The organism is Flavobacterium crocinum (assembly GCF_003122385.1).
Taxonomy (GTDB): Bacteria; Bacteroidota; Bacteroidia; order Flavobacteriales; family Flavobacteriaceae; genus Flavobacterium; species Flavobacterium crocinum.
This window is the reverse complement of record NZ_CP029255.1, coordinates 5536673-5561222: the sequence shown is the minus strand read 5'-3', so window position 1 is coordinate 5561222 and position 24550 is coordinate 5536673. Positions and strand designations below refer to the sequence as shown.

General features: G+C 33.9%; 22 protein-coding genes and 1 other RNA gene. 9 read left to right on the top strand and 14 right to left on the bottom strand.

Translation table 11 applies throughout. The features are described from left to right. The first annotated feature begins 2 nt into the window (after positions 1-2). A complete protein-coding gene (locus tag HYN56_RS23555) occupies positions 3-470 on the top strand; it encodes a response regulator (protein ID WP_109194436.1) in 468 nt (155 codons plus the stop codon). Positions 471-483: 13 nt separating this feature from the next. On the opposite strand, the gene HYN56_RS23550 is transcribed toward HYN56_RS23555, so the two are convergent. Next, complete coding sequence (locus HYN56_RS23550) at positions 484-966, bottom strand: hypothetical protein (protein ID WP_109194435.1); 483 nt, start codon at positions 964-966, stop codon at positions 484-486. A gap of 6 nt (positions 967-972) precedes the next feature. Further along, positions 973-1263: a hypothetical protein gene (locus HYN56_RS23545; protein ID WP_109194434.1), complete on the bottom strand. Its 291-nt coding sequence runs from the start codon at positions 1261-1263 to the stop codon at positions 973-975. Positions 1264-1465: 202 nt separating this feature from the next. Here HYN56_RS23545 and HYN56_RS23540 point away from each other — a divergent pair, with 202 nt between their 5' ends. The 3 genes from HYN56_RS23540 (at position 1466) to HYN56_RS23530 (ending at position 4104) form a co-directional block, all read left to right on the top strand. Further along, positions 1466-2044 (top strand): Crp/Fnr family transcriptional regulator, encoded by a 579-nt coding sequence (locus HYN56_RS23540; protein ID WP_109194433.1) that lies wholly within the window; start codon positions 1466-1468, stop codon positions 2042-2044. 160 nt (positions 2045-2204) lie between these two features. Then, positions 2205-3062: an SDR family oxidoreductase gene (locus HYN56_RS23535; protein ID WP_109194432.1), complete on the top strand. Its 858-nt coding sequence runs from the start codon at positions 2205-2207 to the stop codon at positions 3060-3062. Between the two features lie 37 nt (positions 3063-3099). Then, positions 3100-4104, top strand: a complete 1005-nt coding sequence (locus tag HYN56_RS23530) for a VOC family protein (protein ID WP_109194431.1) — start codon at positions 3100-3102, stop codon at positions 4102-4104. A 64-nt stretch (positions 4105-4168) separates the two neighbouring features. Here HYN56_RS23530 and HYN56_RS23525 read toward each other — a convergent pair whose 3' ends face one another. The 6 genes from HYN56_RS23525 to HYN56_RS23500 all read right to left on the bottom strand — a co-directional run bounded on the left by HYN56_RS23525 (position 4169) and on the right by HYN56_RS23500 (position 9497). Next, positions 4169-4960, bottom strand: a complete 792-nt coding sequence (locus HYN56_RS23525) for an SDR family NAD(P)-dependent oxidoreductase (protein WP_109194430.1) — start codon at positions 4958-4960, stop codon at positions 4169-4171. A 50-nt stretch (positions 4961-5010) separates the two neighbouring features. Then, positions 5011-5592, bottom strand: coding sequence for a TetR/AcrR family transcriptional regulator (locus HYN56_RS23520; protein ID WP_109194429.1), 582 nt, complete (start codon positions 5590-5592; stop codon positions 5011-5013). 130 nt (positions 5593-5722) lie between these two features. Beyond that, on the bottom strand, positions 5723-6622 hold the full coding sequence (locus HYN56_RS23515; protein WP_109194428.1) for a helix-turn-helix domain-containing protein: 900 nt from the start codon (positions 6620-6622) through the stop codon (positions 5723-5725). 18 nt (positions 6623-6640) lie between these two features. Continuing rightward, positions 6641-7639 (bottom strand): aldo/keto reductase, encoded by a 999-nt coding sequence (locus HYN56_RS23510; RefSeq protein ID WP_109194427.1) that lies wholly within the window; start codon positions 7637-7639, stop codon positions 6641-6643. A 190-nt stretch (positions 7640-7829) separates the two neighbouring features. Continuing rightward, positions 7830-8227: a transfer-messenger RNA gene (gene ssrA / locus HYN56_RS23505) on the bottom strand. Positions 8228-8294: 67 nt separating this feature from the next. Beyond that, a complete protein-coding gene (locus HYN56_RS23500; RefSeq protein WP_109194426.1) occupies positions 8295-9497 on the bottom strand; it encodes a serine hydrolase domain-containing protein in 1203 nt (400 codons plus the stop codon). Between the two features lie 241 nt (positions 9498-9738). Between HYN56_RS23500 and HYN56_RS23495 the strand changes: the two genes are divergently transcribed. Further along, the gene (locus HYN56_RS23495) at positions 9739-10944 is read left to right on the top strand and encodes an NAD(P)-dependent oxidoreductase (protein ID WP_109194425.1); all 1206 of its coding nucleotides are present in this window, start codon (positions 9739-9741) and stop codon (positions 10942-10944) included. A 159-nt stretch (positions 10945-11103) separates the two neighbouring features. Here HYN56_RS23495 and fumC read toward each other — a convergent pair whose 3' ends face one another. After that, entirely contained in the window at positions 11104-12489 is a 1386-nt protein-coding gene (gene fumC / locus HYN56_RS23490) for a class II fumarate hydratase (RefSeq protein WP_109194424.1), read from the bottom strand. Positions 12490-12819: 330 nt separating this feature from the next. Here fumC and HYN56_RS23485 point away from each other — a divergent pair, with 330 nt between their 5' ends. Then, the gene (locus tag HYN56_RS23485; RefSeq protein WP_026984685.1) at positions 12820-12993 is read left to right on the top strand and encodes a hypothetical protein; all 174 of its coding nucleotides are present in this window, start codon (positions 12820-12822) and stop codon (positions 12991-12993) included. 254 nt (positions 12994-13247) lie between these two features. On the opposite strand, the gene HYN56_RS23480 is transcribed toward HYN56_RS23485, so the two are convergent. Then, complete coding sequence (locus HYN56_RS23480) at positions 13248-15755, bottom strand: outer membrane beta-barrel family protein (RefSeq protein ID WP_109194423.1); 2508 nt, start codon at positions 15753-15755, stop codon at positions 13248-13250. A gap of 92 nt (positions 15756-15847) precedes the next feature. Beyond that, positions 15848-16192 carry an arsenate reductase family protein gene (locus tag HYN56_RS23475; protein WP_109194422.1) on the bottom strand — a complete coding sequence of 115 codons (345 nt, stop codon included), beginning with the start codon at positions 16190-16192 and terminating at the stop codon, positions 15848-15850. 117 nt (positions 16193-16309) lie between these two features. On the opposite strand from HYN56_RS23475, the gene HYN56_RS23470 reads away from it, so the two are divergent. Beyond that, positions 16310-17239, top strand: coding sequence for a CPBP family intramembrane glutamic endopeptidase (locus HYN56_RS23470; protein ID WP_109194421.1), 930 nt, complete (start codon positions 16310-16312; stop codon positions 17237-17239). Between the two features lie 6 nt (positions 17240-17245). After that, on the top strand, positions 17246-18289 hold the full coding sequence (locus HYN56_RS23465; RefSeq protein WP_109194420.1) for an AMP-binding protein: 1044 nt from the start codon (positions 17246-17248) through the stop codon (positions 18287-18289). Positions 18290-18400: 111 nt separating this feature from the next. Here HYN56_RS23465 and HYN56_RS23460 read toward each other — a convergent pair whose 3' ends face one another. From HYN56_RS23460 to HYN56_RS23450, 3 genes are all read right to left on the bottom strand, one after another. Continuing rightward, a complete protein-coding gene (locus tag HYN56_RS23460; RefSeq protein WP_109194419.1) occupies positions 18401-19615 on the bottom strand; it encodes an RsmB/NOP family class I SAM-dependent RNA methyltransferase in 1215 nt (404 codons plus the stop codon). Between the two features lie 133 nt (positions 19616-19748). Further along, on the bottom strand, positions 19749-21728 hold the full coding sequence (locus HYN56_RS23455; RefSeq protein ID WP_109194418.1) for a KUP/HAK/KT family potassium transporter: 1980 nt from the start codon (positions 21726-21728) through the stop codon (positions 19749-19751). A 131-nt stretch (positions 21729-21859) separates the two neighbouring features. Beyond that, positions 21860-23194 carry a hypothetical protein gene (locus HYN56_RS23450; RefSeq protein WP_109194417.1) on the bottom strand — a complete coding sequence of 445 codons (1335 nt, stop codon included), beginning with the start codon at positions 23192-23194 and terminating at the stop codon, positions 21860-21862. 239 nt (positions 23195-23433) lie between these two features. Between HYN56_RS23450 and HYN56_RS23445 the strand changes: the two genes are divergently transcribed. Next, positions 23434-24495, top strand: coding sequence for a WD40/YVTN/BNR-like repeat-containing protein (locus HYN56_RS23445; RefSeq protein WP_109194416.1), 1062 nt, complete (start codon positions 23434-23436; stop codon positions 24493-24495). Positions 24496-24550: the final 55 nt, after the last annotated feature.

Below are 24550 nucleotides of genomic sequence, written 5' to 3'. Positions count from 1 at the left end.
GTATGAGCAAAAAAATAATTTTACTGGCTGACGACGACACAGATGACACCGAAATGTTTTGTGAGGCATTAGAAGAAATAAATGAAAATATTACCTGTCATTGTGCAGAAAATGGAAGTCAGGCGTGGAAGATATTAAATCAGATTAACGAAAAACCACAACTGATTTTCCTGGATCTTAATATGCCGGTTATGAATGGCTGGGATTGTCTTAAGTTAGTAAAACAAGATTCCCATTATAAAGATATACCAGTAATTATGATTTCGACTTCTTCTCATAAAAATGATATCGAAATGGCTTCAAAACTGGGATCCATTTGTTATTTGGTCAAACCCAATAGCTTTAAGGATTTAAAACAATTACTTTTAGCAATCACATCTAATCTTGGAGATGGATTAAGAGACGCTTTGATTAAATTAAAAGAAAGCGGTTCTAAACATATTTTTATGTGTACCGGTAATGCAGATTAATTTTAATCGATCACTATTTTTTTAGATTCAATTGCACTTTAAATTTACCATAGTACGGATTTTCTGCCATTAAAGAATGTCCAATTATTAAAATGTAGTTTCCTTTTTGTTTGAGCGGAATTTTTAAATCCATTCCAAAAGGACCATCCGAAGTTTTATCAGGTAGAATAATCTGATTGAAACGGATATTTCCTTTGCCTGTTGCCGCAACAATTTCTGCTTTTAATTCACCTGAATCTTCAGCTTTAAATTTGATATAGACTTTTGAATTTATAGAATCTAAAGCACTTTCTGCGATAAACAGGTTTTCTTTGTTTTCAAAATTCATGAAAATAGTATCACCTATTTGTTTGTTCTCTTGCTCTTTTTCTTCTCGAGTGATAGTTATAGAGTCAATACGATTTGTAACGTTTTCCTTATTATTAATAGTGCTGTTCTCCTTTTTTTGGCAGGAAAAAAGTAAAATGCAGATTAAAATCAGTGATAATTTTTTCATGTTTTATTAACTAATCATTTCAAAAGCACCAGGCTTTTCTTCATTATCATCGTATTCGCCAGCAATATTCTCATCCAACTCTTCTTCTTCTTCCCAGTCATTTTCATCATATTCAGAATCAAAATCATATTCTAGGCTTTCTTCCAATTCTCCAAGTTCCAGATTGTAGTGGTTAGAAGCTGACAGCCTATTTGTGTAATCACCTTCCAAATAATCATCATAATTCAATAATAGTTGTTCTTCGTATGAATTCATTTCGTTTGCAAATTCATCAGATAAGTAGTTCTCGGATCTCATGTCAATCAATTTAAAATTAATAATATCTTTTTTTTTAGCTTATTCTAAAATTAGACTTTTACAAGACGAATTATTTTATATAATTTTCGAACCGCGTTGTGAAATTTTCATTTATTGAGAATTCAAATTTTTGAAAATTGTTTTCAAATGCTTTTCCTTGTTTATTCTTTATTGTTGGAACTTTTATATAATTTTACAGTCTATGTATGAAATATTCCAAAAATATCTGGACGATAAAGTAACACTGACACAGTCAGAATCTGATTATATTCAATCCTTTGCTATTATTAAAAAACTTCGTAAAAGACAATATCTGCTGCAGGAAGGTGATATTTGGAAATACGATGCTTTTATAACAAAAGGCTGTCTTCGAACTTATTCTGTTGATGAAAAAGGAAGCGAGCATGTCAATAGTTTCAGTATCGAGAATTGGTGGACAGGAGACAGAGAGAGTCTGTTATTGCAGCAACCATCACGTTTTAATATCGATGCTATTGAAGATAGCGAATTAGTATTGTTTACGCATGAGAATTTTGAAATGCTTTGTCATGAAATTCCAGCTTTTAATAATATGGTAAATACAATTCTTCAAAAAAGTTTTATTGCGGCTCAAAACCGAATTCAGGCATCACTGAGTTTTACAGCAGAAGAAAAGTATTTAAACTTTATAACAAAATACCCGGGATTTGCTTCGCGAATACCACAAACAATGATTGCATCGTATCTCGGAATGACACCGGAAACTTTAAGTCGTATAAGGAAACAAACCGCAAAAAAATAATCAGGGAGCTTTTAAGCTCCTTTTTTTTATGCCTTATTCCAAAACACTTGATCTAAATCAAGTTTTTACTTATTTCTAATCAATGTACAGGTTTTGCATTCAATGCAACTTTGTAATGTTCAAAAGAAACAAATTTTATAACATTTAAAAATTAGAAATCATGTCAAAAACAATTTTCATTACAGGTACAAGTTCAGGATTTGGAAAACTTACAGCTATAACATTGGCAAATGCGGGTCATTCAGTAATCGCAGGAATGCGTAATACAACAAGTAAAAATGCAGAAGCAGCAAACGAACTTTCAAAGCTTTCAAATATTGAGGTAGTAGATATCGATATTACAGATGATGCTTCTGTAAACGAAGCTTTTCAAAAGGTACTTATTAAATACGGAAAAATCGATGTATTAATTAATAATGCAGCAGTAAGCGGTTTTGGTTTGTTAGAAGGTTATTCGATCGATCAGGTACGCAAGATGTTTGAAGTAAATGTTTATAGTGTTCTACGCACTTATCAGGCAGTTCTTCCTTCTATGAGAAAAGAAAAAAACGGACTTATTATTAACATCACTACTGGAGCAAGCGGACATACACTTCCGTTTATGATTCCGTACATCGCTTCAAAATTAGTAGTAGAAAGTTTTACTGAAGGCTTACAAGATGAGTTAGCAGATTACGGAATTGAAAATGTGAGCATTCAGCCAGGTGTTTATCCTACTGAGATGAATAACGGTTCAAAAGCAGGTATCAATGCTGATAAACAAGAAATAATTGATCAATATGGAAGTGCTGCAACAGATAAATTTAATGCTTTAGGCACAGCTTTATTTGGAAAAATGGCTCAGTTTGATATGAATCCGCAGACTATTGCAGATGGAATTCTGGAATTGGTTAATATGAAAAAAGGAGAGAGACCACTTCGTTTTCCACTTGATGCCATTGCACAGGGAACAGATAAAGAATTTATCGAAGCTCGTGCGGCTATTAAAGCAAAATGGTTAGCGGCTTACAGTAATTAATTTTTATTCAGTAATACACAACATTAAATAATAAATCATGAAAACACAATATAAATCAAATCAAAAAGTACAAACTTCAGCAATCGCTTTATTAAATCTATTCTTTTTCTTTTCAGCTTCTGATAAAGCTGTTGCTCAAAATAATGCTGGAATTTTAGGAATTGATCATGTTGGTATTAACGTACCTGATCTCAATCAGGCGATACCATTTTTTAGCGATGTTTTAGGTTTTACGCCTGTGACACAACTTGGGCCAATACCATTGGATGCCAATTGGAAAGAAGCTAATCATATCAATCCGAATACAGGAGCCGTAACAATAAAGATGATAAATGCCGGTACTGGCGCCAGTATTGAAGTTTTTAGTTACGCCGATAATAAAGGCAGTAAAGCCCATCCGAATTCTGATGACATAGGAGCTTCGCATATTGCTTTTTATACATCGGATATAAATGAATCCGTAAAATATCTAAAAAGTAAAGGTGTAAAAATATTAGGAGAACCATTTTTGACACCGTCAGGAGACACTGCAGGTGAATCATGGGTTTATTTTGAAACGCCTTGGGGATCTAAAATGGAATTGGTTTCGTATCCAGATGGAAAAGGATATGAAAAATCGAATCCGAAAACAGTTTTATGGTCGCCAAAAAATAGTTCTGTCAAAAAAACATCAGACAAAGATTTTGATGTTAAAAGAAATACAGAAATAATCGAAAATCATTTGAAAATCTGGAATGAAAAAGATGAAACTAAAAGAACTTCTTTATTGAATCAATTTTATGCTTCTGATGTTGAGATGGTAGACCGTCATTTCATAGCAAGAGGGCAGAAGGAAATTAGCAAATTTATTGTAGAGCTTCAGCAAAAAAATCCTGATTTCAGGTTTAGTGCTAAATCATTAGAAACAAATCATAATATAGTGCGTTTGTACTGGCAGTTTGGTTCAAAAGCAAAACCAGCTGTGGTTTCCGGAATGGATTTGTTTGTAATTGAAAACGGGAAAGTGCAGAAATTGTATGTTTTTGTTGATGGGAAAAAATAAATGATAAATTCTTCTACTAGAATTTAAAAAGCCAGAAAGTGTTTTTCTGGCTTTTTAATTGGTATTAAATCGTTTTTAAAACACCTCCATCAGCTCTTAATGATGAACCATTAGTTGCTACAGCTAAAGGACTTGAAAGATAAACTGCGAGCGAAGCAATCTCATTTGGATTTATAAAACGCTGTAATAAAGAATGCGGATTGGTCTGCTGCATGATGATGTTCTTCATTTGTTCGGTTTCGATGTTTTGCATAGATGCGATTTGTTCTATGGTTGACGCTACACCATCAGAATAAGTTGGTCCACCTAGAATTGTATTTACGGTAACCTCAGTTCCAATTGTGAGTTTAGATAAACCATTACTCACGGCTGTCATGGCTGCTTTCGTCATTCCGTAATGAATCATATTTCCCGGAATGTTGACTCCGGATTCACTGCTGATAAAAATAATTCTTCCTGTTTTTTTCTCAAGCATTTGCGGTAAAAGTTTTTTTGAAAGACGAATACCGCTCAATACGTTAATTTCAAATATTTTGTACCAATCTTCCTCTTCAATGTCTTCGAAATTTTTTAAATCGAATATTCCAACGTTATTAATTAAGATATCAATATCATTTAACTGGTTTAATAAGTTGGCTACTTCCTCTTTCTTTCCAAAATCAGCTTTAATGCCTGAGATTTTTGCATCAGGAAATTCAGATTGTAATTTTTGAACAGCCAGTTTTGTTTTTTCTTCATTTCTGCCATTGATAATTACTTCTGCGTTTTCAGCTAATAATTGCTGTGCAATCGCGTACCCAATTCCTTGTGTTGAACCACTGATAAAAGCTCTTTTTCCTTCTAATTTTAAATTCATCTTTATTATATTTATTTTTGTAATGATTGATACATAAATAATCAAAAAAATTAGCTGATAACAGCTAATTGCATTTCGATTTGATATTTTAGGACATTTTCGTCGGGATACATTCTTCGGAGTGTATTGAGTCCGCACCAAAATGTGATGAGGTATTTTCCCAGAATTTCGGGAGCAGTTTTTGTTTTTATAGTTCCTTTTAGCTGTTCCGATTTTATCACTTCGGTAAACATTTGTTCAACCTCTTTTAAAATCTGAACAGCGCTGGATTCGAGATCTTCATCGATAAAAGTCATTTCGACAACAGTATTGGCAATTATACATCCTTTTAAATGTTCGTTTTGATCCGCTTTTGCAATGCTTCTGAAAAAATCTTTTATTAATTCTAATGGAGATTCGCTATTGCTTAATTCATTTTGAAATGAAGTGAAAGCCAGCCGACGTTCCTGAACAGCTTTCTGAAAGACTTCTTTTTTTCCTCCTTTAAAAGTATTATAAAAGCTTCCGGCGCCCGCACCGGTTGCCTTTTGTAAATCACTTAATGAGGTTGCACTATACCCTTTCTGCCAAAAAACTTCCTGTGCTTTTTTTATGATATTAGAATCTTCATAAATGGTTGGTCTTCCTCTCATCGTGTTTTATTTTGTAATGATTGATACAAAATTATGTAAAAATTAGTTTGATACCAATTTTCAACTGAATTATTTATAAATAAAAGTAACAGAACACCCATTTATAGCGAAGTGTTCTGTCATTTGAAATCTAATTATTTTTAATTTTTTCACGAAATTCAAGAGGAGCCATGTGCGTTCTTTTTTTAAAAAACGTACAGAAGGATTGCGGATGTTCAAAACCAAGATCATAAGCAATTTCACTAACGGACAAAGTAGTTGCCGATAATTTCTCTTTGGCCTTATTGGTAAGCTTTTCGTAAATATGTTCTTTAGTATTTCGGCCGGTATGAATTTTCAGGAAGTCGCTAAGATAATTGGGAGAAAGGTTTAAGGCATCGGCAATTAAACTGACGCTTAGAAGACTTTTTTCTACTGTATCATTATTGTAATAATCATTGATAAATCTTTCAAATTTTGTAAGTAGTGCATGACTATTGTTTTTTCTCGTTAGAAATTGTCTTTCGTAGAATCGGCTTGAATAATTTAGAAGTAAATCGATCTGCGATAAGATGATATCCTGAGTATGACGGTCAATATGCTGGCATTCTTTGTCAATTCTATCCATGATTTCGATGAGATATTTTTCTTCCTGTTCAGATAAATGCAAGGCTTCATTTACGGCATAAGAGAAAAAACCAAAATCAAAGATTCTCTCTGCCAGCGGATGTTTTAAAAGAAAATCTTCATGAAATATTAACAAATAACCTGCTCCGCATTCCATAGTATGAAAATCCAGATACTGCACCTGATTGGGTGCAGTAAAACTGAGTACGCCTTTGTCATAATCATAATGTCCCTGACCATACCTAATTTTCCCTTTCGCCTCTCTCTTTAAAGCGACACAATAAAATTTATTGACAAAACCTTTCCAAATTTCATCTTCCAGAAAAATACTTTCAGATAAATTAATGACACTTACCATTGGGTGTTTCGGTTCTGGAAGCGAAAGTAATCGGTGAAAAGCAGATACAGATGTAATCGTGTTCATAACAGCGTCTTTTTAAGTTTAATCTAGTAATCCCATACTGAATTCATCGTACGGAGCTCCGGTATCTGTGCCTAAAGGTACGATACTTTCCAGTTTTAAAAGCTCATCCTGGCTCAATTCTATATTTGCGGAAGCTATGTTTTGTTCCACATATTTTCTGCGTTTGGTTCCCGGAATCGGTACAATTCCTTTACTGATAATCCATGCCAGAGCCAGCTGAGAAGAAGTTACCTTTTTTTCTTCAGCCATTATTTCAATTGCTTTTACCAGATCAATATTTTTATGGAAATAGTTTTCCTGAAAGCGTGGAATTCCTCTACGGAAATCATTTTCAGGAAGATCATCGATTGAACGGATTTGTCCGGATAAAAATCCTCGTCCTAGTGGAGAATAGGCCACAAAACCGATTCCCAATTCTTCGAGTGTTTTTAATACCCCTCTTTCTTCTGCAGTTCTTTCAAATAAAGAATATTCGCTTTGAACAGCTGTGATTGGATGAACAAGGTGCGCTTTTTCAACAGTTTCAGAAGATACTTCCGAAAGTCCGATGTATTTCACTTTGCCTTCCTTCACAAGTTCGCTCATAGCATCAACCGTCTCTTCTATAGGAGTATTTTTGTCGAGACGGTGCATATAATAAAGATCAATGTAATCGGTGTTCAAATTTTTTAGCGAACGCTCTACCGCTTTTTTAATGTATTTTTTACTTCCATTTATAGCCCAGGTTACTTTTCCGCTGTCGTCGATTTCCCAACCGAATTTTGTAGGCAGAATATACTTATCACGCTCTTTGCCGATAGCTTTTGCTATAAGCTGTTCATTTTTTAAAGGGCCGTATAAATCTGCGGTATCCAGAAAATTACCACCGAGTTCAAGTGAACGATGAATGGTGTGAATTGCTTCTTTTTCATCTGCCGGACCATACATATTTCCTTCTTCAAAACCCGTCATTCCCATACATCCTAAACCTATTGGAGGAATAATTAATCCCTGATTGCCTAATTTAATCTGTTTCATCTTTTCTATTTTTTGTTGCATACAAATTTCGAAAGAAAGGAAATGAGAGGAGGTTTGCAGATTACGGTAAGTTGTATTTGAATTACTGATAGTTGAAATTATTGTGTTTTACGTAAAACAAAATAATAAAATGAATTGTGAAAATGTCTTTTAAAGAAAAAGCCTGTAAACATTAAGTTTACAGGCTTTTTTGTGGAGTCGCCGGGAATCGAACCCGGGTCCAAACAAGCAACTAAAGAGCTTTCTACACGCTTATTTCCTGATTGAATTTTCGATGTTGAGCTAGGCCAGAAACAACCACCCAACACTTATCTTCTTAAATTTCGAAATCCACCCGAAGCTCATGAATATCTAGGTTTATTTTTACGGTTCCCCTGAACGGAACGCCACAAACCAAGGCTTTCCAGGAGAATCCAGCTTCTCTACCTTGTAGAGACGTGGCGCAATCTTACTATGATTCGGATTATGCAGCTAAAGCGTAATTATTTTCGCCGTGTAAAAGTTTGAGATCTTATATTTACGAGCAAGGTCTCAATGCTCGACGTGCTTACTGTTCAATTCGACTTGCTGTCAAAACCAGTCGACCCCAAAAAATAAGTCTGCAAATTTAGAGTATTTGAAATTACTTTCTGCTAAAATTTTCAGAAAAATTTTGTTATTCTTCGTCTTTAAAATTAAAAGGGTAGTCTCCAAAGATTGGAGCCAGTTTACGAACTGCATAAGTGTTTCTAGTCATCTTGTTCGAAAGCGCAATTATAGTAACGCCTTCGTTCATTAAAGTGATATAAGATGAGGTATTGCCATGCCACCAGCCGTTATGGAAATAGAAATTCTGTCCTGTTTCCCAATTGATCATTCTAATTCCTAGACCGTAATTTTTAGTTCCTTTTCTTTCGTTGCTGTAACCCGTGTAAACTTGTTTCAATAATTCTGGTTTTAAAAAGTCCGGAGATTGTCTTGCACGGTCAAATTTTAAAAGATCTCTTGCTGTAGAAAAAACATTTTTATCACCATAAACATTGTCTAGATAATCAAAACCAATTTCTACACCGTTTCCTTTATAAGAAGGAACAATTTTTTTTCGGTCTTTATCATCGTCAAAAACATAAGTATTTTTCATTCCCAAAGGTTTGAAAATCATTTCAGACATAGCATTCTTATAACTCAATCCTGTAATTTTTTCGATAATAAGTGCCAGCATAGCATAGTTGGTATTGCAATAGCTGAAACGCGTTCCGGTTCTCGATTCCAAACCAATGTCTTTTGTTGCCAGAATATCCAGAATATCTTTATTCGTCAACTGATTGTGACGATCCCAAATAGATTTGTCTCTATCTGTGAAATAAGCATAATTACGCATTCCGGTGCGGTGACTTAGTAGCATTCTTATAGTACATTCTTCGTATGGAAATGTTTTCAAAATGGTATTGACCTTCTGGTCTAAATCGATTTTACCTGCATTTACCAATTTTAAAACCGCCGTTGCAGTTAAAACCTTGCTTACGGAAGCAATTTGTACAGGAGTTTCGGGAGTTATTTTAGTTCCTTCATTTTTATTAGCAAAACCATTGTAGCGTTCAAAAAGTATCTGACCATTTTTGGCGACTAAGAAGCTTCCATTCATGTTATTATTTGGCCAGTTTTTATTGTAAAAGTGGTTTATTCTGCCGACAACCGAGTTTTTATAGGCTTGAGAAACTTTCGGTTCTGCTCCTAACGGCTTCATTTTGGGTAAGGTATCTTCGACTGTATTGGTAGTAACTGTATCCGTTTTTTTGTTTTGACCGCATGAACTTAAAACTAGTACGGAGAAAAGTATTTGTGGTATCTTTGTTTTTTTAAGGAAAATCATTTGCATCGTTCTTTAAAAACAAATATATCGAATTCAATTTTGTTGTTTTCTCAATTCTGAGGCTTTAATTTGTGTTTTTTAACTTTTTTTTAAGAATCATAAAATACAGTTGTTTGTTTTTCAGCTTTTAACGGTTTTGAAACATTTTAAATAGAATTTTAGAAACAAAATTTTAACTAAATTTGTTATATTTGAAACAAATACAGTGTAAAAAGTTATATTATTAAATATCTAAAATCAGTTTTAAATGAAATTTGGAATCATAAAAGAAAGAAAAAATCCGCCGGATAGAAGAGTAGTATTTTCTCCAAATGAATTAACAAAATTAAAGCAGCTTTATCATGAAGCAGCTGTAAAAGTGGAAAGTTCTGATATTAGAATTTTTTCTGATGATGATTATAAAAACATGGGGATTTCGGTTACTGATGATGTTTCTGATTGCGATGTTTTATTTGGTGTAAAAGAAGTTCCTGTGGAGAATCTGATTCCAAACAAAGCGTATTTCTTTTTCTCTCATACTATTAAAAAACAGCCTCATAATAGAAAACTGCTTCAGGCGATTTTAGAGAAAAAAATTGATTTGTACGATCATGAAACTATTGTGGATGAGCATGATCGCAGATTAATTGGTTTTGGTCGATACGCGGGAATGGTTGGTGTATATAACGGAATTCGTGCTTTCGGAATAAAATTTGAATTGTTTAAACTGCCAAAAGCAGAAACACTTTCAGGAAAAGAGGATCTGATAAAGCATTTAAAACGCATTACTATGCCGGCTTTGAAATTTGTGATCACGGGAACTGGAAAGGTTGGAAGTGGTGCAAAAGAAATTCTGGATGCCATAAAAGTAAAGGAAATTACGGTAGATAATTATGTGACTAAAACCTATGCGCAGGCAGTTTACGTGCAGCTTGATGTTCTGGAATATAATAAAAGGAAAGACGGTCAGGTTTTGGATTTTAATGATTTTGTACAACATCCGGAAGAATACGAGTCCGATTTTGAGCGATTTACAAAAGTTTCTGATATTTATTTTGCCGGACATTTTTATGCCAGCAATGCACCAATGATTTTAACCAAAGAAATGCTGAATGCCAGCGATTGCAAATTAAAAGTTGTTGCCGATATTTCCTGCGACGTAAATGGCCCAATTGCTTCTACGGTTCGTTCTTCAACAATTGCGGAACCTTTGTATGGTTATTTTCCGTTAGAAGACAGGGAAGTAGACTTCTTTCATCCTGCAGCAGTTGCTGTAATGGCAGTAGATAATCTGCCTTGTGAAATTCCCAAAGATGCAAGTGAAGGTTTTGGAGAACAATTTATGGAGTATGTAATTCCGGCTTTCTTCAACGGAGATAAAGACGGAATCCTAAAACGCGCCAAAATAACAGAAAACGGAAAACTAACAAAACGATTCAGCTATTTGCAGGATTATGTTGATGGGGGAAAGTAAGTTAAGGGATAATAGGTTAAAAGTTATAGGTTAAAAGTTATGGGGTGACGCTTCATCATTAATAGTAAGAGTGGTCAAACATTTTACCTTTGGCCACTCTTTTATTGTTAAGAGCAAAACTTCTAACTCTTAACCTATAACTCTTAACTTGAAATCAAATCAAACCATATCCTCCGGTTTCACCCAGGCATCAAAATCTTCCGGAGTTACATAACCTAAGCGAACCGCTTCTTCTTTTAGAGTAGTTCCGTTTTTGTGCGCGGTTTGAGCAATTTCAGCGGCTTTGTAATACCCAATTTTAGTATTTAAAGCTGTAACCAACATTAATGAATTGTCAACTAATTCTTTAATTCTTTTATGATTTGGTTCGATTCCTTGTGCGCAGTGTTCGTCAAAAGAAACACAAGCATCACCTAATAATTGCGCTGATTGTAAAAAGTTAGCTGCCATTACAGGTTTGAAAACATTCAAGTCATAATGTCCCTGCATACCACCAACAGCAATTGCCATGTCATTTCCAATAACCTGAGCACAAACCATTGTTAAAGCTTCACACTGAGTCGGGTTTACTTTTCCTGGCATGATAGAAGAACCCGGTTCGTTTTCAGGAATATGGATTTCTCCAATTCCGGAACGAGGTCCTGAAGCCAGCATTCTCACATCATTTGCAATTTTGTTTAAAGAAACTGCCAGTTGTTTTAAAGCTCCATGAGTTTCGACAATAGCATCGTGAGCAGCCAAAGCTTCAAATTTATTTTCGGCAGTTATAAAAGGATGTTTGGTAAACTCGGCAATATATTGAGCAACTTTTACATCATAACCTTTTGGAGTGTTAAGTCCTGTTCCAACTGCAGTTCCGCCTAAAGCAATTTCAGATAAGTGAGATAAAGTGTTTTTTAATGCTTTTAATCCGAAAGCCAATTGTGCAGCATAGCCTGAAATTTCCTGTCCAAGGGTTAGGGGAGTTGCGTCCATTAAATGCGTACGACCAATTTTTACAACATCTTTGTATTCTGTAGCTTTTTTAGCTAAAGTAGCGTGAAGTTTTTCTACACCGGGAATGGTAGTTTCAACCACCATTTTATAAGCAGCAATGTGCATTCCGGTAGGGAAAGTATCGTTGGATGATTGTGATTTGTTTACGTCATCATTGGCTTTGATGAATTGTTCGCCTTCGCCAATTTCAAAACCTTTTAGAACCTGAGCACGGTTAGCAATTACTTCATTTACATTCATATTGCTTTGTGTACCGGAACCGGTCTGCCAGATTACTAATGGAAACTGATCGTCTAGTTTTCCTTCCAGAATTTCGTCGCAGACAGCTCCAATGGCATCTCTTTTTTCGATTGGTAAAACACCTAAATCATAATTGGCATAAGCAGCAGCTTTTTTGAGATAAGCAAAACCTTCTATAATTTCTTTTGGCATTGAAGCTGATGGGCCGATTTTGAAATTGTTTCTGGAACGTTCTGTCTGTGCACCCCAATATTTATCGGCTGGGACCTGAACTTCGCCCATGGTGTCTTTTTCTATACGGTATTTCATTTTGATGTAAATATGTTGTTTGTAAAATGTATTCTATATTAATGTAAAACTTCTTTTGAAAATGAGTGGTCTAGCCCTGATGGGAGCGGCATCCTTTTGTGGTGGGGTTCACCACAAAAGATACAGCGGACAGCAGGAATCAGCTCCTGAAAATTTTTGTGATTTAAAAGAACTCTTAATTTTAAAGGTTTCACAACTCAAAAAAAACCTTATTTAAAATGAGTATAAATATACGGATAAATGTTATTTAACGAAAATTGATTTAGATTTTATTGCTGAGAAAGAATATATACGCTACATTTGTCGTAACATTCAAAAATTCCGGAAAACATGTTTGAATTTTCACAGTACTTAGGCTTTTTACTTTTCTTAACCATACTTACTATAGGGTTTTGGTTAATGTTTTTCTTAGTTGGTTTCGTATCTTACTGGGTTACGGGTGCTAGCTGGGAAATGTTCAAAGAAAAAAGAGCTAAAAAAAGACAAGAAGAACAATCTATTTAATTTTAGATTGATGTCATAAAAAAAGAACCCTTTTGGGTTCTTTTTTTTTGTTCAAAAAAAAGAAATTCCAATACTCAAAATTCCAAATTCCAATACTTTGCGTTTAGAACTTTGTCAAAGTTGGAAAGCTGATTAAGAGCGTTTAAAAGAAAAATTCCAAACTCCAATTGTAAAGTTGGAATTTGGAATTTTATAATTGTTATTTCCTATTAAGATTGGAATTTGGAATTTCGAATATTGGAATTTAACAAATGTTATCCAGGAAATTCTCCACCGCCGTCGCCGCCGCCGTCATTGTTTTTAGGCATATTTTTATCTCTTTCACCTTTTGGTTTGTTGAAACGGTAAGTGAATGATAAATTAAACTGACGCTTGCGGAACTGGAACTCACTGTATGAAGATACATTGTCTAAATAAGTATCCGATCTCATTTTTCTGGAATTGAATACATCGCTAATATTGAAAGCAATAGTTGCTTTGTCTTTCATAACATCTTTGCTAAGTGCTGTGTTCATTCCAAATTGCCCTAGGTTTTTACCCTGAGCTGTTTTTTGTTCTCCGTTGTACATTGCTGTTAATTGCCAGTCAATTTTGTATGGAAGTGTTACTTTAGAGTTTATTCTGGCAAACCATGAATTAGCCTGATTGTCTAAATCCTGAACAATCACTTTTCCTTGCGTATCTGTATAACTGTTTTCACCAGTTGTTTTTACATTAAAGAAGTTAAAGTTACTGTTCAGTTTCCACCATTTGTATGGTGTATAGTTGAATGTGAATTCGAAACCAAATTTTTGTTCTCTTCCTAAGTTAATAGGAGAACTTTTGATTACCGGAGTACCTTCAACTGTTTCACCTGGCTGAGGAGTTACCACTTCACCGTCTGGAGTAACAACATTCCCGGTAGGAGATCTTACAAAGCTGAAAACATCTTTTGTGTTTTCAAAATAAGCTGAAGTATTAAATGTTACTTTGTCCCATCTTTTGATGTAACCAATATCATATTTGTCTGTTAAAGAAGGGTCTAAATCCGGATTTCCCTGAAAGATATTGATGTTACTTGCGTAGTTTACAGCAGGATTCATGAAACGCCCTCTAGGTCTCGATAAACGCTTGCTGTAACTTGCAGAAAAATTGCTTTGATCTGAAATTTCGTAACTAACAAAAGCACTTGGAAATAAGTTATTGTATTTTTTAGTATTGTAATCGCTGTTATCTAATAAGTTGACCTGGATGTTAGTATCTTCCCATCTTAAACCAAATAAATAAGAAAATTTGTTTACTTTGAAACCATATTGCGTATAAAGTGCGTTGATGTTTTCTTTGTATTCCAATGTATTTGATAAATTAGGATCGGTTACACTTTGACCGTTTGAATCAAGATTGCTAACATTATAGATGTTGTTCAAATCTCCAAAGCTTCCTTTATAACCTGCCTCAAACTGTCCGCCTTTTCCAAGAGGTAGCACATAATCAACTTGTGCTAAAACTTGCTTTTGCACTTGATCGTTTAGAGTAGTATTAAAATTTGGAGAAGCAGTAATGGTGCTATTGCTATCATCTGTATTTCTTGAAATAGAAAGATCTGCAGTAAGTTTGTGTCCTTTGTCGTTAAAGTTTTTAATTAAGTTAGAAGTAAACTCAACATTTTCGCTTCCGGTATCGGCATTGTTTAAACGGTAAGATGTTCCTGTAAAAACTCGATTAGCATCATAATTATAGTAATTAATCAAATCACGATCATCTCCAGTATTATTTTGATAATTAATGGCATTGGTCCAGAATGTAGTTGGAGTAAGTGTCCATTCAACTCCGGCTCTTCCGTTAAAACCATTTCTAACACGTTTTGTATCACGGGTTTCATCTAAGAAACTTGTTGTTGTTTTGTTTGTGTCAAAATATTCAGAATTTGTTTTACCAGCTCCTTCATTTGTTCTGTAATTGTATCCGGCTGTTGTAAAGTAATTTAATTTTTCTGTTTTATAATTCACATTGGCACTTAAACCATACGTTTCAGGAAGACCTGTTGAAGCAATCAAAGTTCCGTTAAAACCTTGGTTTTTACCTTTTTTAAGAATAATATTGATGATTCCTGATCCACCTTCAGCATCATAACGTGCAGATGGATTGGTGATGACTTCTACTTTGTCAATAGCATCTGCAGGAAGTTGTCTTAAGGCTTCGGCCATATTTATAGCTTGTGAAGGTCTTCCGTCAATTAAAATACGAATGTTGTCGCTTCCTCTTAAACTTACATTACCTTCAGTATCAACAGAAACAGATGGTACATTGTCTAATACATCGCTTACGCTTCCGCCTTTTACAATCATATCCTGACCAACATTGTAAACTTTTTTATCCAATTTGATCTCTACGGTCGATTTCTCTGCGCGAACCACAACTTCGTTTAATTGTGCGGCATCTTCAGATAGGTTAACCGCACCAAGATTGGTATCGCCTGTAATGCTTTTTTGTTTTATTTCTGTTGATTTAAATGAAATAAATTCAATCTTAATATCATAAGTTCCAGGGGCAACTGCGACCTCAAATTCTCCTTTTGGATTTGTGATTCCACCTGCAATAACTTTTGTGTCGTTGGGTGCCATGATCGAAATAGTAGCATACTCTAATGGTTGTTTGCTTACTTTTTCGAAAACTTTTCCGGTGACTTTTACTTTGGGTTTGCCTCCCGGACCTTGTTGTGAGTAATTGTAAAAACTTGTAAACAAGAATACAAGCAATACAGCAAATTTGATTTTCTTCATTTTTTCTGGTTTCTTTTTCTCTTTAGACGACAAATGTAGTTTTTGGTTTAAAGAGAGAACTCACAAAAAAATGTTAAGAGAGTATTTTAGAATCAGTCTAAAAAGGAAGCAACAAGATCCGGATCCCTGCCAATAATAGCTTTTCCGTCTTTTACCACAATAGGGCGCTCTATTAAAATTGGATTCTCGACCATTGCAGTTATAATTTGATCATCACTTAAAGTTTTGCCTTTAAAATTTTCGATCCAGATTTTTTCTTTGGTTCTAACCAATTGAAGAGGTTCAAGATTAAGTTGTTTCAATAAAACTTTCAATTCGTCAAAAGATGGTGTTTCGGTTAAGTAAGGAATGATTTCAAATTCCTGATTGGATTTTTCAATAAATGCAAGGCAGGTTCTTGATTTTCCGCATCTCGGATTATGGTAAATTTGTATCATTTTGTTATATTTAATGGGTTCAAATATTCGTATAAATAAAAAAGAGGTATTTTAGCAATATCAAATGTAAGATTAACTTATCGAATTTGAATTCTCATTTTTTAAAATTTAAGATTTATGTTTTTAGAGCAAGGAATTAAACCTGAGAATAAGTTTTGGAAATATCTTTTAGGTTCTGTTTTTATTATTGCAGCTTCTTTTGTTGGGCAAATTCCTATTACAGCAGCGGTGTTTTATAAGACAATGACTGAAAACAAAACATTTCCAACTACTAATGAAGGTATCATGAAAATGTTCGAATCTAACACTACACTTTTTCTGGTGATGATTTCCTTTATTTTTGCTTTTGCCGGTATTTATTTTGTCGTTAAATATATTCATCATCAGACTTTATTGTCTGTTACTACATCAAAATCAAAAATAGACTGGAAAAGAGTTAGTTTCTCTTTCTTATTGTGGGCTTTCTTTTCTCTTTTGAGTTTTTTATTTGTGTATCTGAAATCTCCGGAAAATTTTGTTCTGAATTTTAAATTAGTCCCTTTCTTGATTTTAGTTGTCTTAGGATCTATTTTAATTCCAATTCAGACCAGTACCGAAGAGTATGTTTTTAGAGGATATTTAATGCAGGGATTTGCGAATTTAGCAAGAAACAGGTGGTTCCCGCTTTTGATGACTTCGGTTATTTTTGGCTCGATGCACTGGGCTAATCCGGAAGTGGTTAAGATGGGGAACATTATCATGATTTATTATATAGGGACAGGTTTATTCTTAGGAGTAATTACCTTAATGGATGAAGGAATGGAGCTGGCACTCGGATTTCATGCAGCCAATAATCTGGTTGGAGCTTTATTAGTAACCTCTGATTGGTCGGTTTTTCAAACACATTCCATATTTAAAGATCTTTCAGAACCTTCAGCAGGAATTGATGTTATTTTGCCGGTTGTGGTGATTTATCCTATTTTACTTTTTATCTTTAGTAAAAAATACGGTTGGACCAACTGGAAAGAAAGATTAACGGGAGATATTCAAGATGTCGAAGTAAAATAGTAAAATATGCAAAATTTAACACAACATAAAGTTCATAATTATTTCAAACTAAACGGCTATCATTTAAATGCAAAAGATTTATGTCAGATAGCATACAGTTATATAAAAGAAGGTGATTCCTATGAACAGTCAATAGGAGAGTTCTTTCTGGACTGGTTTGATAAAAAGGATTATATCGAAATGACCACTTCGGGAACCACAGGGCTTCCTAAACTGGTTCGTTTAGAAAAACAGGCTATGATTCAGTCTGCTTTGGCAACAGGTGATTTTTTTGATTTAAAACCTGGTGATAAAGCTTTATTATGTCTTCCAACACAATTTATTGCCGGAAAAATGATGCTGGTGAGAAGTTTGATTTTAGGATTAGAATTAGACGTGGTTTCACCAAGTTTGCATCCATTGGCATTAAATTCTACTGTTTATGATTTTGTTGCGATGGTGCCGCTTCAGGTTCAAAATTCAATTGATGAACTTTCAAATGTTCGTAAACTTATTATTGGCGGAGCAAAATTGGATTCTTCTCTGGAAGAAAAGCTTTTACCGCTCAAAACAGAAATCTACGAAACTTACGGAATGACCGAAACGATAACGCATGTAGCAGCTAAACGTTTAGGAGATTCTGTTTTTTCAATTTTACCAAATGTAAAAATTTCTCAGGATGATCGTCACTGTCTGGTTATTCATGTTTCAACCATTTCTGATGAACCAATTGTGACGAATGATTTGGTTGAATTACTAAATGATCAGCAGTTTATCTTTTTAGGCAGAATCGATAATGTAATTAATAGTGGAGGAGTGAAGCTGATTCCGGAACAAATTGAAGCTAAATTGATCGGGAAAATAAACAATAGATTTTTTGTTACAGGACTTCCGGATACTACCTTAGGAGAAAAACTAGTTTTGGTTATTGAAGGAGAAAAACAAGAATTTGCTCCCGATTTTTTTGATGTTTTAGGAAAATATGAGAAACCAAAAGAAATAGTTTTTGTTTCTAAATTTAAAGAAAATGAAAACGGAAAATTGCTTCGTAAACCCACTCTGCAAGAGTAAAATTCCAAAAATAAAAAAATCCAAATTCCAAGTTTAAAATTGGAATTTGGATTTTTTGATATTGAGTTATTCTAAAACAAATTGGAATTTGGAATTTCAAAAAATTGGAATTTATTTTTTACGTTCCAGTAAAGCCATATAGAATCCGTCAAAGCCAGATTCAGAAGCCAGCATTTTACGGTCTTCAATAAAAGTAAATTGTTGTCCGATTTCTGTTTTTAAGAATTTTTCAACCTGTTCCTGATTTTCTGATGGTAAAACAGAACAAGTTGCGTAAACCAATTTTCCACCTGGTTTTACAATTTTAGAATAGCTTTCTAAAACTTCGCTCTGAACTTTACGGATGTTATCGATAAATTCAGGTTGTAATTTCCATTTCGAATCCGGATTTCTTTTTAAAACTCCTAATCCGCTGCAAGGTGCGTCAATTAAAACACGATCTGCTTTTTCATGTAATTTTTTTATGACTTTAGTGCTGTCAATAATACGATATTCAATATTGAAAGCACCGTTTCTTTTAGCTCTTAGTTTTAACTGCTTTAATTTACTTTCGTACAAATCCATTGCGATCAATTGTCCTTTATTTTCCATTAAAGAAGCCATGTGCAACGTTTTTCCGCCAGCACCTGCACACGTATCTACCACACGCATTCCTGGTTTAACATCCAGAAATCCTGCAACTAATTGTGAGTTTGCGTCCTGAACTTCAAATAAACCTTGTTTAAAAGCATCAGTTAAAAATACATTAGCTCTTTCTTTTAAGACAAGAGCTTCCGGCTGGTCTTTTAAATATTCTGTTTCAATATTTAAATCCATTAGCGTATTTCGAAGACTTTCTTTAGTTCCTTTTAAAGTATTGGTTCTAAGAATCACTTTTGCAGGTTGATTCTGCGCCGCAATTTCTTTTGACCATACTTTTTCGCCTAATTCTTTTACTCCTAATTCATCCATCCAGTCTGGAATAGATTCTTTTACGGCTCTGGTTTTAGATAATTCGTCAAAACGTCCTTTGATTTTTCTTTCAGGAGTTCCTTCCAGTTGTCTCCAATCCGGAATTGGGTAACCGCGAAGAACTGCCCAAACGGCAAACATTCTCCATAAATTATCTCTGTCGTAAGGTTCTTTTACTTCAGCGATTTCGGCGTATAATCGTTTCCATCGAACAATTTCGTATATGGTTTCAGCAACAAATTTTCGGTCAGAACTTCCCCAGCGTTTATCTTTTTTTAATGCTCTGGCTACCACTTTGTCCGCATATTCTCCTTCGTTGAAAATAGCGTTCAAAGAATCGATTGTCGTATAAACTAAATTTCTGTGTAATCTCATTTTATTTATTTGAAGTGCAAAGGTACTATTAATTGATTGAAAGTTAAATTTTTAATACTGAATCTTATTTCTGATTCTTATTAAAAGAAAAAACACTCTATTTAAGAGTGTTTTTTGAAATTATTGTTAAGCTTTAATCTTTAGAAATAATACGCGTTAATCCAATATTTTCCGGAGCATGAAGCACCATTGGGAATTTCTCTATTTTAACTGAGCTACTGTCTAAACCAAAAGCTCTTTCTTCAGACAAACTCAGTTTTTTAATAAAGAAGTAAGAGTTCATGATGATGTTCTCATGCCATCTTAAATCATTGTCATTGGATAAGAATTTCTCTGATAATACAAATTTGAAATCTCCAATAATATTGTTTTTGTTTAAAGATTCGTAACGGCTGGTAATATCTACTTCGCCTCGTTTTACCATGTCTTTGATAACTTCTCTAAACATTAAATTGATTTTGGTTGGTTCTCTAAATCCGAGATTAAAATCAATTCTGTAAATATCGTCTTTGGCAATTTCCGTTACTTTATATTGTGTTTTATAAGGTTCTGTTAAGATGTTTACGTGAACAAACCAGTAAATATCAGCTCTTTTTGGGCGCTTTTGAAGAATCGAATAAATTACTTTTTCCTCCAATTCATCCACACGATTTGCATTAGTCATATATACTAGGTGCGTAGCATATTTTGGAATAGATAAATCCTGACTTAATTCTACTAAAACGCGTTTGTAATCATCAATTTTAACCACTTTAGTGTAGTTCTTGTTGATTTTCTTAGCTAAATACCAAATTGTCATTACAGAAATCAGCATACTTGCAATAATCAATGTAACGTAACCACCTTCTGCAAACTTGGTGATATTAGCAAAAAGGAAACTGAATTCAATTAACAGATAAATTGTAATTAACGGAACCATGAAATACAATTTAACACGTTTCATGATTAAGTAATAATTCAATAAAATGGTAGTCATAATCATGCAGAGAATAATCGCAAGACCATAAGCATGTTCCATATTTCCTGATTTTTCGAAGTGTAAAACAATTCCAACACAACCAAAAAACAATAACCAGTTAATTGATGGAATGTATAATTGACCTTTTACTTCTGTCGGATATTTAATTTTTACTTTTGGCCAGAAATTCAGACGCATTGCCTCATTAATCAAAGTAAATGAACCACTGATAAGTGCCTGAGACGCAATTACGGCAGCTAAAGTTGCCACTACAATTCCAAATGGTAAAAACCAATGTGGCATAATTAAGTAAAACGGATTTCCATTTTCACCACCTAATTGCTGTAACGTACTTCCTTCATGATGAATTAAGTAAGCTGCTTGTCCAAAGTAGTTTAAAACTAATGTTGTTTTTACAAAAATCCAGCTGATTCTGATGTTTTTTCTACCGCAGTGTCCCATATCAGAGTATAAAGCTTCTGCTCCGGTTGTACATAAGAATACAAAACCAAGAACAAAGAAACCGTCAGGATGGATAGATAATAAATGGTAAGCGTAGTATGGATTAATTGCTTTAATTACTTCCGGATAATTCAATACCTGAATTGTTCCTAAAGTTCCAAGCATAGCAAACCAGATCAACATCATTGGGGCAAAGAATTTACCAACTAGTTTAGTTCCAAATTGCTGAATTGTAAATAAGATGAATAGAATTGTAATTACAATGTAAACAATTGTTTGGGTTTGCATTGTAGGATAAAATGCTCTAATTCCTTCAACTGCAGATGATATTGAGATTGGTGGTGTTATAATTCCGTCTGCAAGCAGGGCACTTCCTCCAATTATCGCAGGAACAATGAGCCATTGAATTTTTGTTTTCTTGACTAATGCATAAAGTGCGAAAATTCCTCCTTCACCATGATTGTCTGCACTTAAAGTAATAAGTACATATTTAATTGTAGTTTGTAATGTTAGCGTCCAAAATACACAAGAAATACCTCCTAAAACAATATCGGCATTAATCGTGTGATCGCCCAAAATAGCCTTCATTACGTACAATGGAGAAGTACCAATATCTCCATAAATAATCCCTAAAGTAATCAATAAACCCCCAATAGACAACTTACTATGTAAGTTTTTATGCGATGCGCTCATGTATATTTTTATAAAAGACGGTTGCAAATTTACTGTTTTAAAACAAATTAGCAGCTATTATAATTAAAAAGATAAAAAAAAGCACAATCGTAAAATTGTGCTTCTAAATTTAAGTGTAAATTGAAATATTCTTAGCCTCTTCTTCCGCCTCCATCTCTGGAGTTTGAGCCACTTTCTCTTTGAGGTTGTCCTCCGCCTCTTGATTCCTGGCTTACTCTTGGAGCTTCTGAACGTTGTTGGCTTTGTGCAGGTCTTGCAGAATATTCTCTGTTAGAATTCGATCTGTTTTCAGAATTGCTTCTTGGTGCTTCAGCTCTTTGAACTGGTGCAGAGGCTGTGTTGTTAACTCTGTTTTGAGAATAGTTTCTTGAATTCTCTGATCTTTGAGTTGACATTTCACGATTAGCACTTGCTCTGTTTTCTGAATTCCCTCTTGAATAAACTCCTGTATTGTTATTTCTTGATTCTGTTCTCGGAGTATTTTCAACTCTGGCAGAATTGTTTCCTCTGTTTGAATAATCCCTGTTTACAGTTCCTTCCGTATTTCTATTAACAGTTCTGTTGGTAGAGTTGTATGTCCCGTTATTTCTGTCTACAGAAGTTCTGCCTGTTGTATTTCTATTCTCTGCATAATTTCTGTTAGAAGTTCTATTGTCAGAAGAAATAGGTCTTGCTGTGTTTCCTCTGTTAGTGTTATAGCTGTTTCTGTTTGCCTCTCTCGTTGTTATACGTCTTTGATCCAAATCGTATCTGTTGCTTACGTTAGAATGTCTTTCTGCAAAGCTGTAGTTTGGTCTCATTCTTTCGTATCCGTAAGTACGTCTTGTTTCGTAAATAACAGGAGCTCTGTAACTTCTTCTCACATTTACATAGTTATAACTATTGTGAACATTGATACAAATATTTACATTGTTTCTGTATCTGTAGACAGGATAAGGTCTCCATGCTGCATAATATGTTGGATAGTAACCCCAATACCATGTTGAATAATAAGGTCTGTAATTGGTAACCCAGAAAGAAGTATAAATTACGGGAGCGACACTGTAAACGGGCTCGTAAATATAGTTAGCTCCATATAAATAAGAGTTACCTACAATCTGAACACTTACTTTGTTGTAATTATCTCTCTCAACATCAATAGTTGCAACGTCTTGGTAAACATCACGGTCTAAAACGGCTTGAATGATTACCACGTGAGTTCTATCTTCTACACTTTCAATTACACGAAGGTAATCTACTTCGTCATCGCCATTAAGGTCAAGGTTTGATATTTGATATTTTGGATCGTTTAATCTTCTTTCAAAATCCTGAAGATTTGCAGATTCTCCAAACATAGATGCAACGGCTCTTAAATCTAAATTATCGCTTATATCTGAATTTTTTGCGTAAACTGTAGTTTGGCTTTGTGCGGCACAAGAACCAAAAACTAATGCTGAGATCGCTATTATAAGTAATTTCGTTTTCATGACTAAATCATATTAAATTGTTTTATACTTGGTAATATCCAATTACTGTGCCACAAATTTATTTACCAGGCTTTGTGGGTGTAACTGTAAGGTTATTAGTTTTTTATGTTTTATTTCCTGTTTTTTTATTTTGATCAATTGAAGAAAGTGCTGTGATTAATATTTTTTGAAAATAAACTAAACCTATTTGAGATGTTATAAATAATCGTATTTTAGCGTTAACCAAATTTTAATTTCTTATGAAAAAACTCGTTTTATTTTGTGGTATTTTTATTTTATTGATGTCTTTTGGAACATTTAATTATAAAACTCAAGTTGCTTATAACAGCGGTTTTACATCAATGACTGTAGATACTTTATTTAAAGATAGAATTAGTATAAGGGCAATTTTAATAGACAAAAATAAAATTTGGTACGGTGCTGATAATTCCCGTTTTGGTTATTATGATTTGACTAAAAAAGAAAAATTTGAAGAGCACATTTATCGTGATACGTTAAATTTAGAATTTAGAAGTATCGCACAGACTTCTAAAGATGTTTTTTTGCTCAGTGTAGCAAATCCTGCATTACTTTATTCGGTTTCAAAAAAAGACAATAAAGTTAAATTAGTATACAAAGAAGTAAATCCGAAAGTTTTTTACGACAGTATGCAATTTTGGAATGATAAGGAAGGGATTGCAATTGGCGATCCTACTGAAGATACTTTTTCTGTCATTGTAACTCGTGACGGCGGAGAAACCTGGACAAAATTATTATCAGATAAATTACCTACTAATTCAACAGGCGAAGCTGCTTTTGCTGCTAGTAATACTAATATTGTTATCAAAGGAAATGATACATGGTTGGTTTCCGGCGGAAAAAAAGCGCGTGTTTTTTATTCTCCCGATAAAGCAAAAACATGGAAAGTGGTGGAAACTCCAATCGTTCAGGGAAAAGAAATGACAGGAATTTTTACAGCTGATTTTTACGATTCTAAACAAGGATTTATAGCAGGAGGTGATTATGAGCTTCCAAATAAAAAAAATGACAATAAAGCTTTTACTAAAGATGGTGGAAAAACCTGGGAATTAATTGGTCAGAATATGGGCTTTGGATATGCTTCTTGTGTGCAATATGTTCCGGGAGGAAACGGAAGAGAAATTATTTGTGTTGGTTCTGAGGGAATTCAATATTCTCAAAACGGTGGTGAAAACTGGATGCAGTTATCTACAGATAATAAGCTTTTTACAATTCGTTTTGTAAATAGGAATACAGCAATTGCTGCCGGACATAATAAAGTAGTTCGACTGAATTTTAAATAAAAAAATAAGAACCCTAAATAATAAAGTAAGTATTATTATATAGGGTTCTTATCGC

Bases quoted from the DNA above. Each gene is read 5' to 3' on its own strand.
- HYN56_RS23555 (WP_109194436.1), top strand. From the start codon at position 3: ATGAGCAAAAAAATAATTTTACTGGCTGACGACGACACAGATGACACC.
- HYN56_RS23550 (WP_109194435.1), bottom strand. From the start codon at position 966: ATGAAAAAATTATCACTGATTTTAATCTGCATTTTACTTTTTTCCTGC.
- HYN56_RS23545 (WP_109194434.1), bottom strand. From the start codon at position 1,263: ATGAGATCCGAGAACTACTTATCTGATGAATTTGCAAACGAAATGAAT.
- HYN56_RS23540 (WP_109194433.1), top strand. From the start codon at position 1,466: ATGTATGAAATATTCCAAAAATATCTGGACGATAAAGTAACACTGACA.
- HYN56_RS23535 (WP_109194432.1), top strand. From the start codon at position 2,205: ATGTCAAAAACAATTTTCATTACAGGTACAAGTTCAGGATTTGGAAAA.
- HYN56_RS23530 (WP_109194431.1), top strand. From the start codon at position 3,100: ATGAAAACACAATATAAATCAAATCAAAAAGTACAAACTTCAGCAATC.
- HYN56_RS23525 (WP_109194430.1), bottom strand. From the start codon at position 4,960: ATGAATTTAAAATTAGAAGGAAAAAGAGCTTTTATCAGTGGTTCAACA.
- HYN56_RS23520 (WP_109194429.1), bottom strand. From the start codon at position 5,592: ATGAGAGGAAGACCAACCATTTATGAAGATTCTAATATCATAAAAAAA.
- HYN56_RS23515 (WP_109194428.1), bottom strand. From the start codon at position 6,622: ATGAACACGATTACATCTGTATCTGCTTTTCACCGATTACTTTCGCTT.
- HYN56_RS23510 (WP_109194427.1), bottom strand. From the start codon at position 7,639: ATGAAACAGATTAAATTAGGCAATCAGGGATTAATTATTCCTCCAATA.
- HYN56_RS23500 (WP_109194426.1), bottom strand. From the start codon at position 9,497: ATGCAAATGATTTTCCTTAAAAAAACAAAGATACCACAAATACTTTTC.
- HYN56_RS23495 (WP_109194425.1), top strand. From the start codon at position 9,739: ATGAAATTTGGAATCATAAAAGAAAGAAAAAATCCGCCGGATAGAAGA.
- fumC (WP_109194424.1), bottom strand. From the start codon at position 12,489: ATGAAATACCGTATAGAAAAAGACACCATGGGCGAAGTTCAGGTCCCA.
- HYN56_RS23485 (WP_026984685.1), top strand. From the start codon at position 12,820: ATGTTTGAATTTTCACAGTACTTAGGCTTTTTACTTTTCTTAACCATA.
- HYN56_RS23480 (WP_109194423.1), bottom strand. From the start codon at position 15,755: ATGAAGAAAATCAAATTTGCTGTATTGCTTGTATTCTTGTTTACAAGT.
- HYN56_RS23475 (WP_109194422.1), bottom strand. From the start codon at position 16,192: ATGATACAAATTTACCATAATCCGAGATGCGGAAAATCAAGAACCTGC.
- HYN56_RS23470 (WP_109194421.1), top strand. From the start codon at position 16,310: ATGTTTTTAGAGCAAGGAATTAAACCTGAGAATAAGTTTTGGAAATAT.
- HYN56_RS23465 (WP_109194420.1), top strand. From the start codon at position 17,246: ATGCAAAATTTAACACAACATAAAGTTCATAATTATTTCAAACTAAAC.
- HYN56_RS23460 (WP_109194419.1), bottom strand. From the start codon at position 19,615: ATGAGATTACACAGAAATTTAGTTTATACGACAATCGATTCTTTGAAC.
- HYN56_RS23455 (WP_109194418.1), bottom strand. From the start codon at position 21,728: ATGAGCGCATCGCATAAAAACTTACATAGTAAGTTGTCTATTGGGGGT.
- HYN56_RS23450 (WP_109194417.1), bottom strand. From the start codon at position 23,194: ATGAAAACGAAATTACTTATAATAGCGATCTCAGCATTAGTTTTTGGT.
- HYN56_RS23445 (WP_109194416.1), top strand. From the start codon at position 23,434: ATGAAAAAACTCGTTTTATTTTGTGGTATTTTTATTTTATTGATGTCT.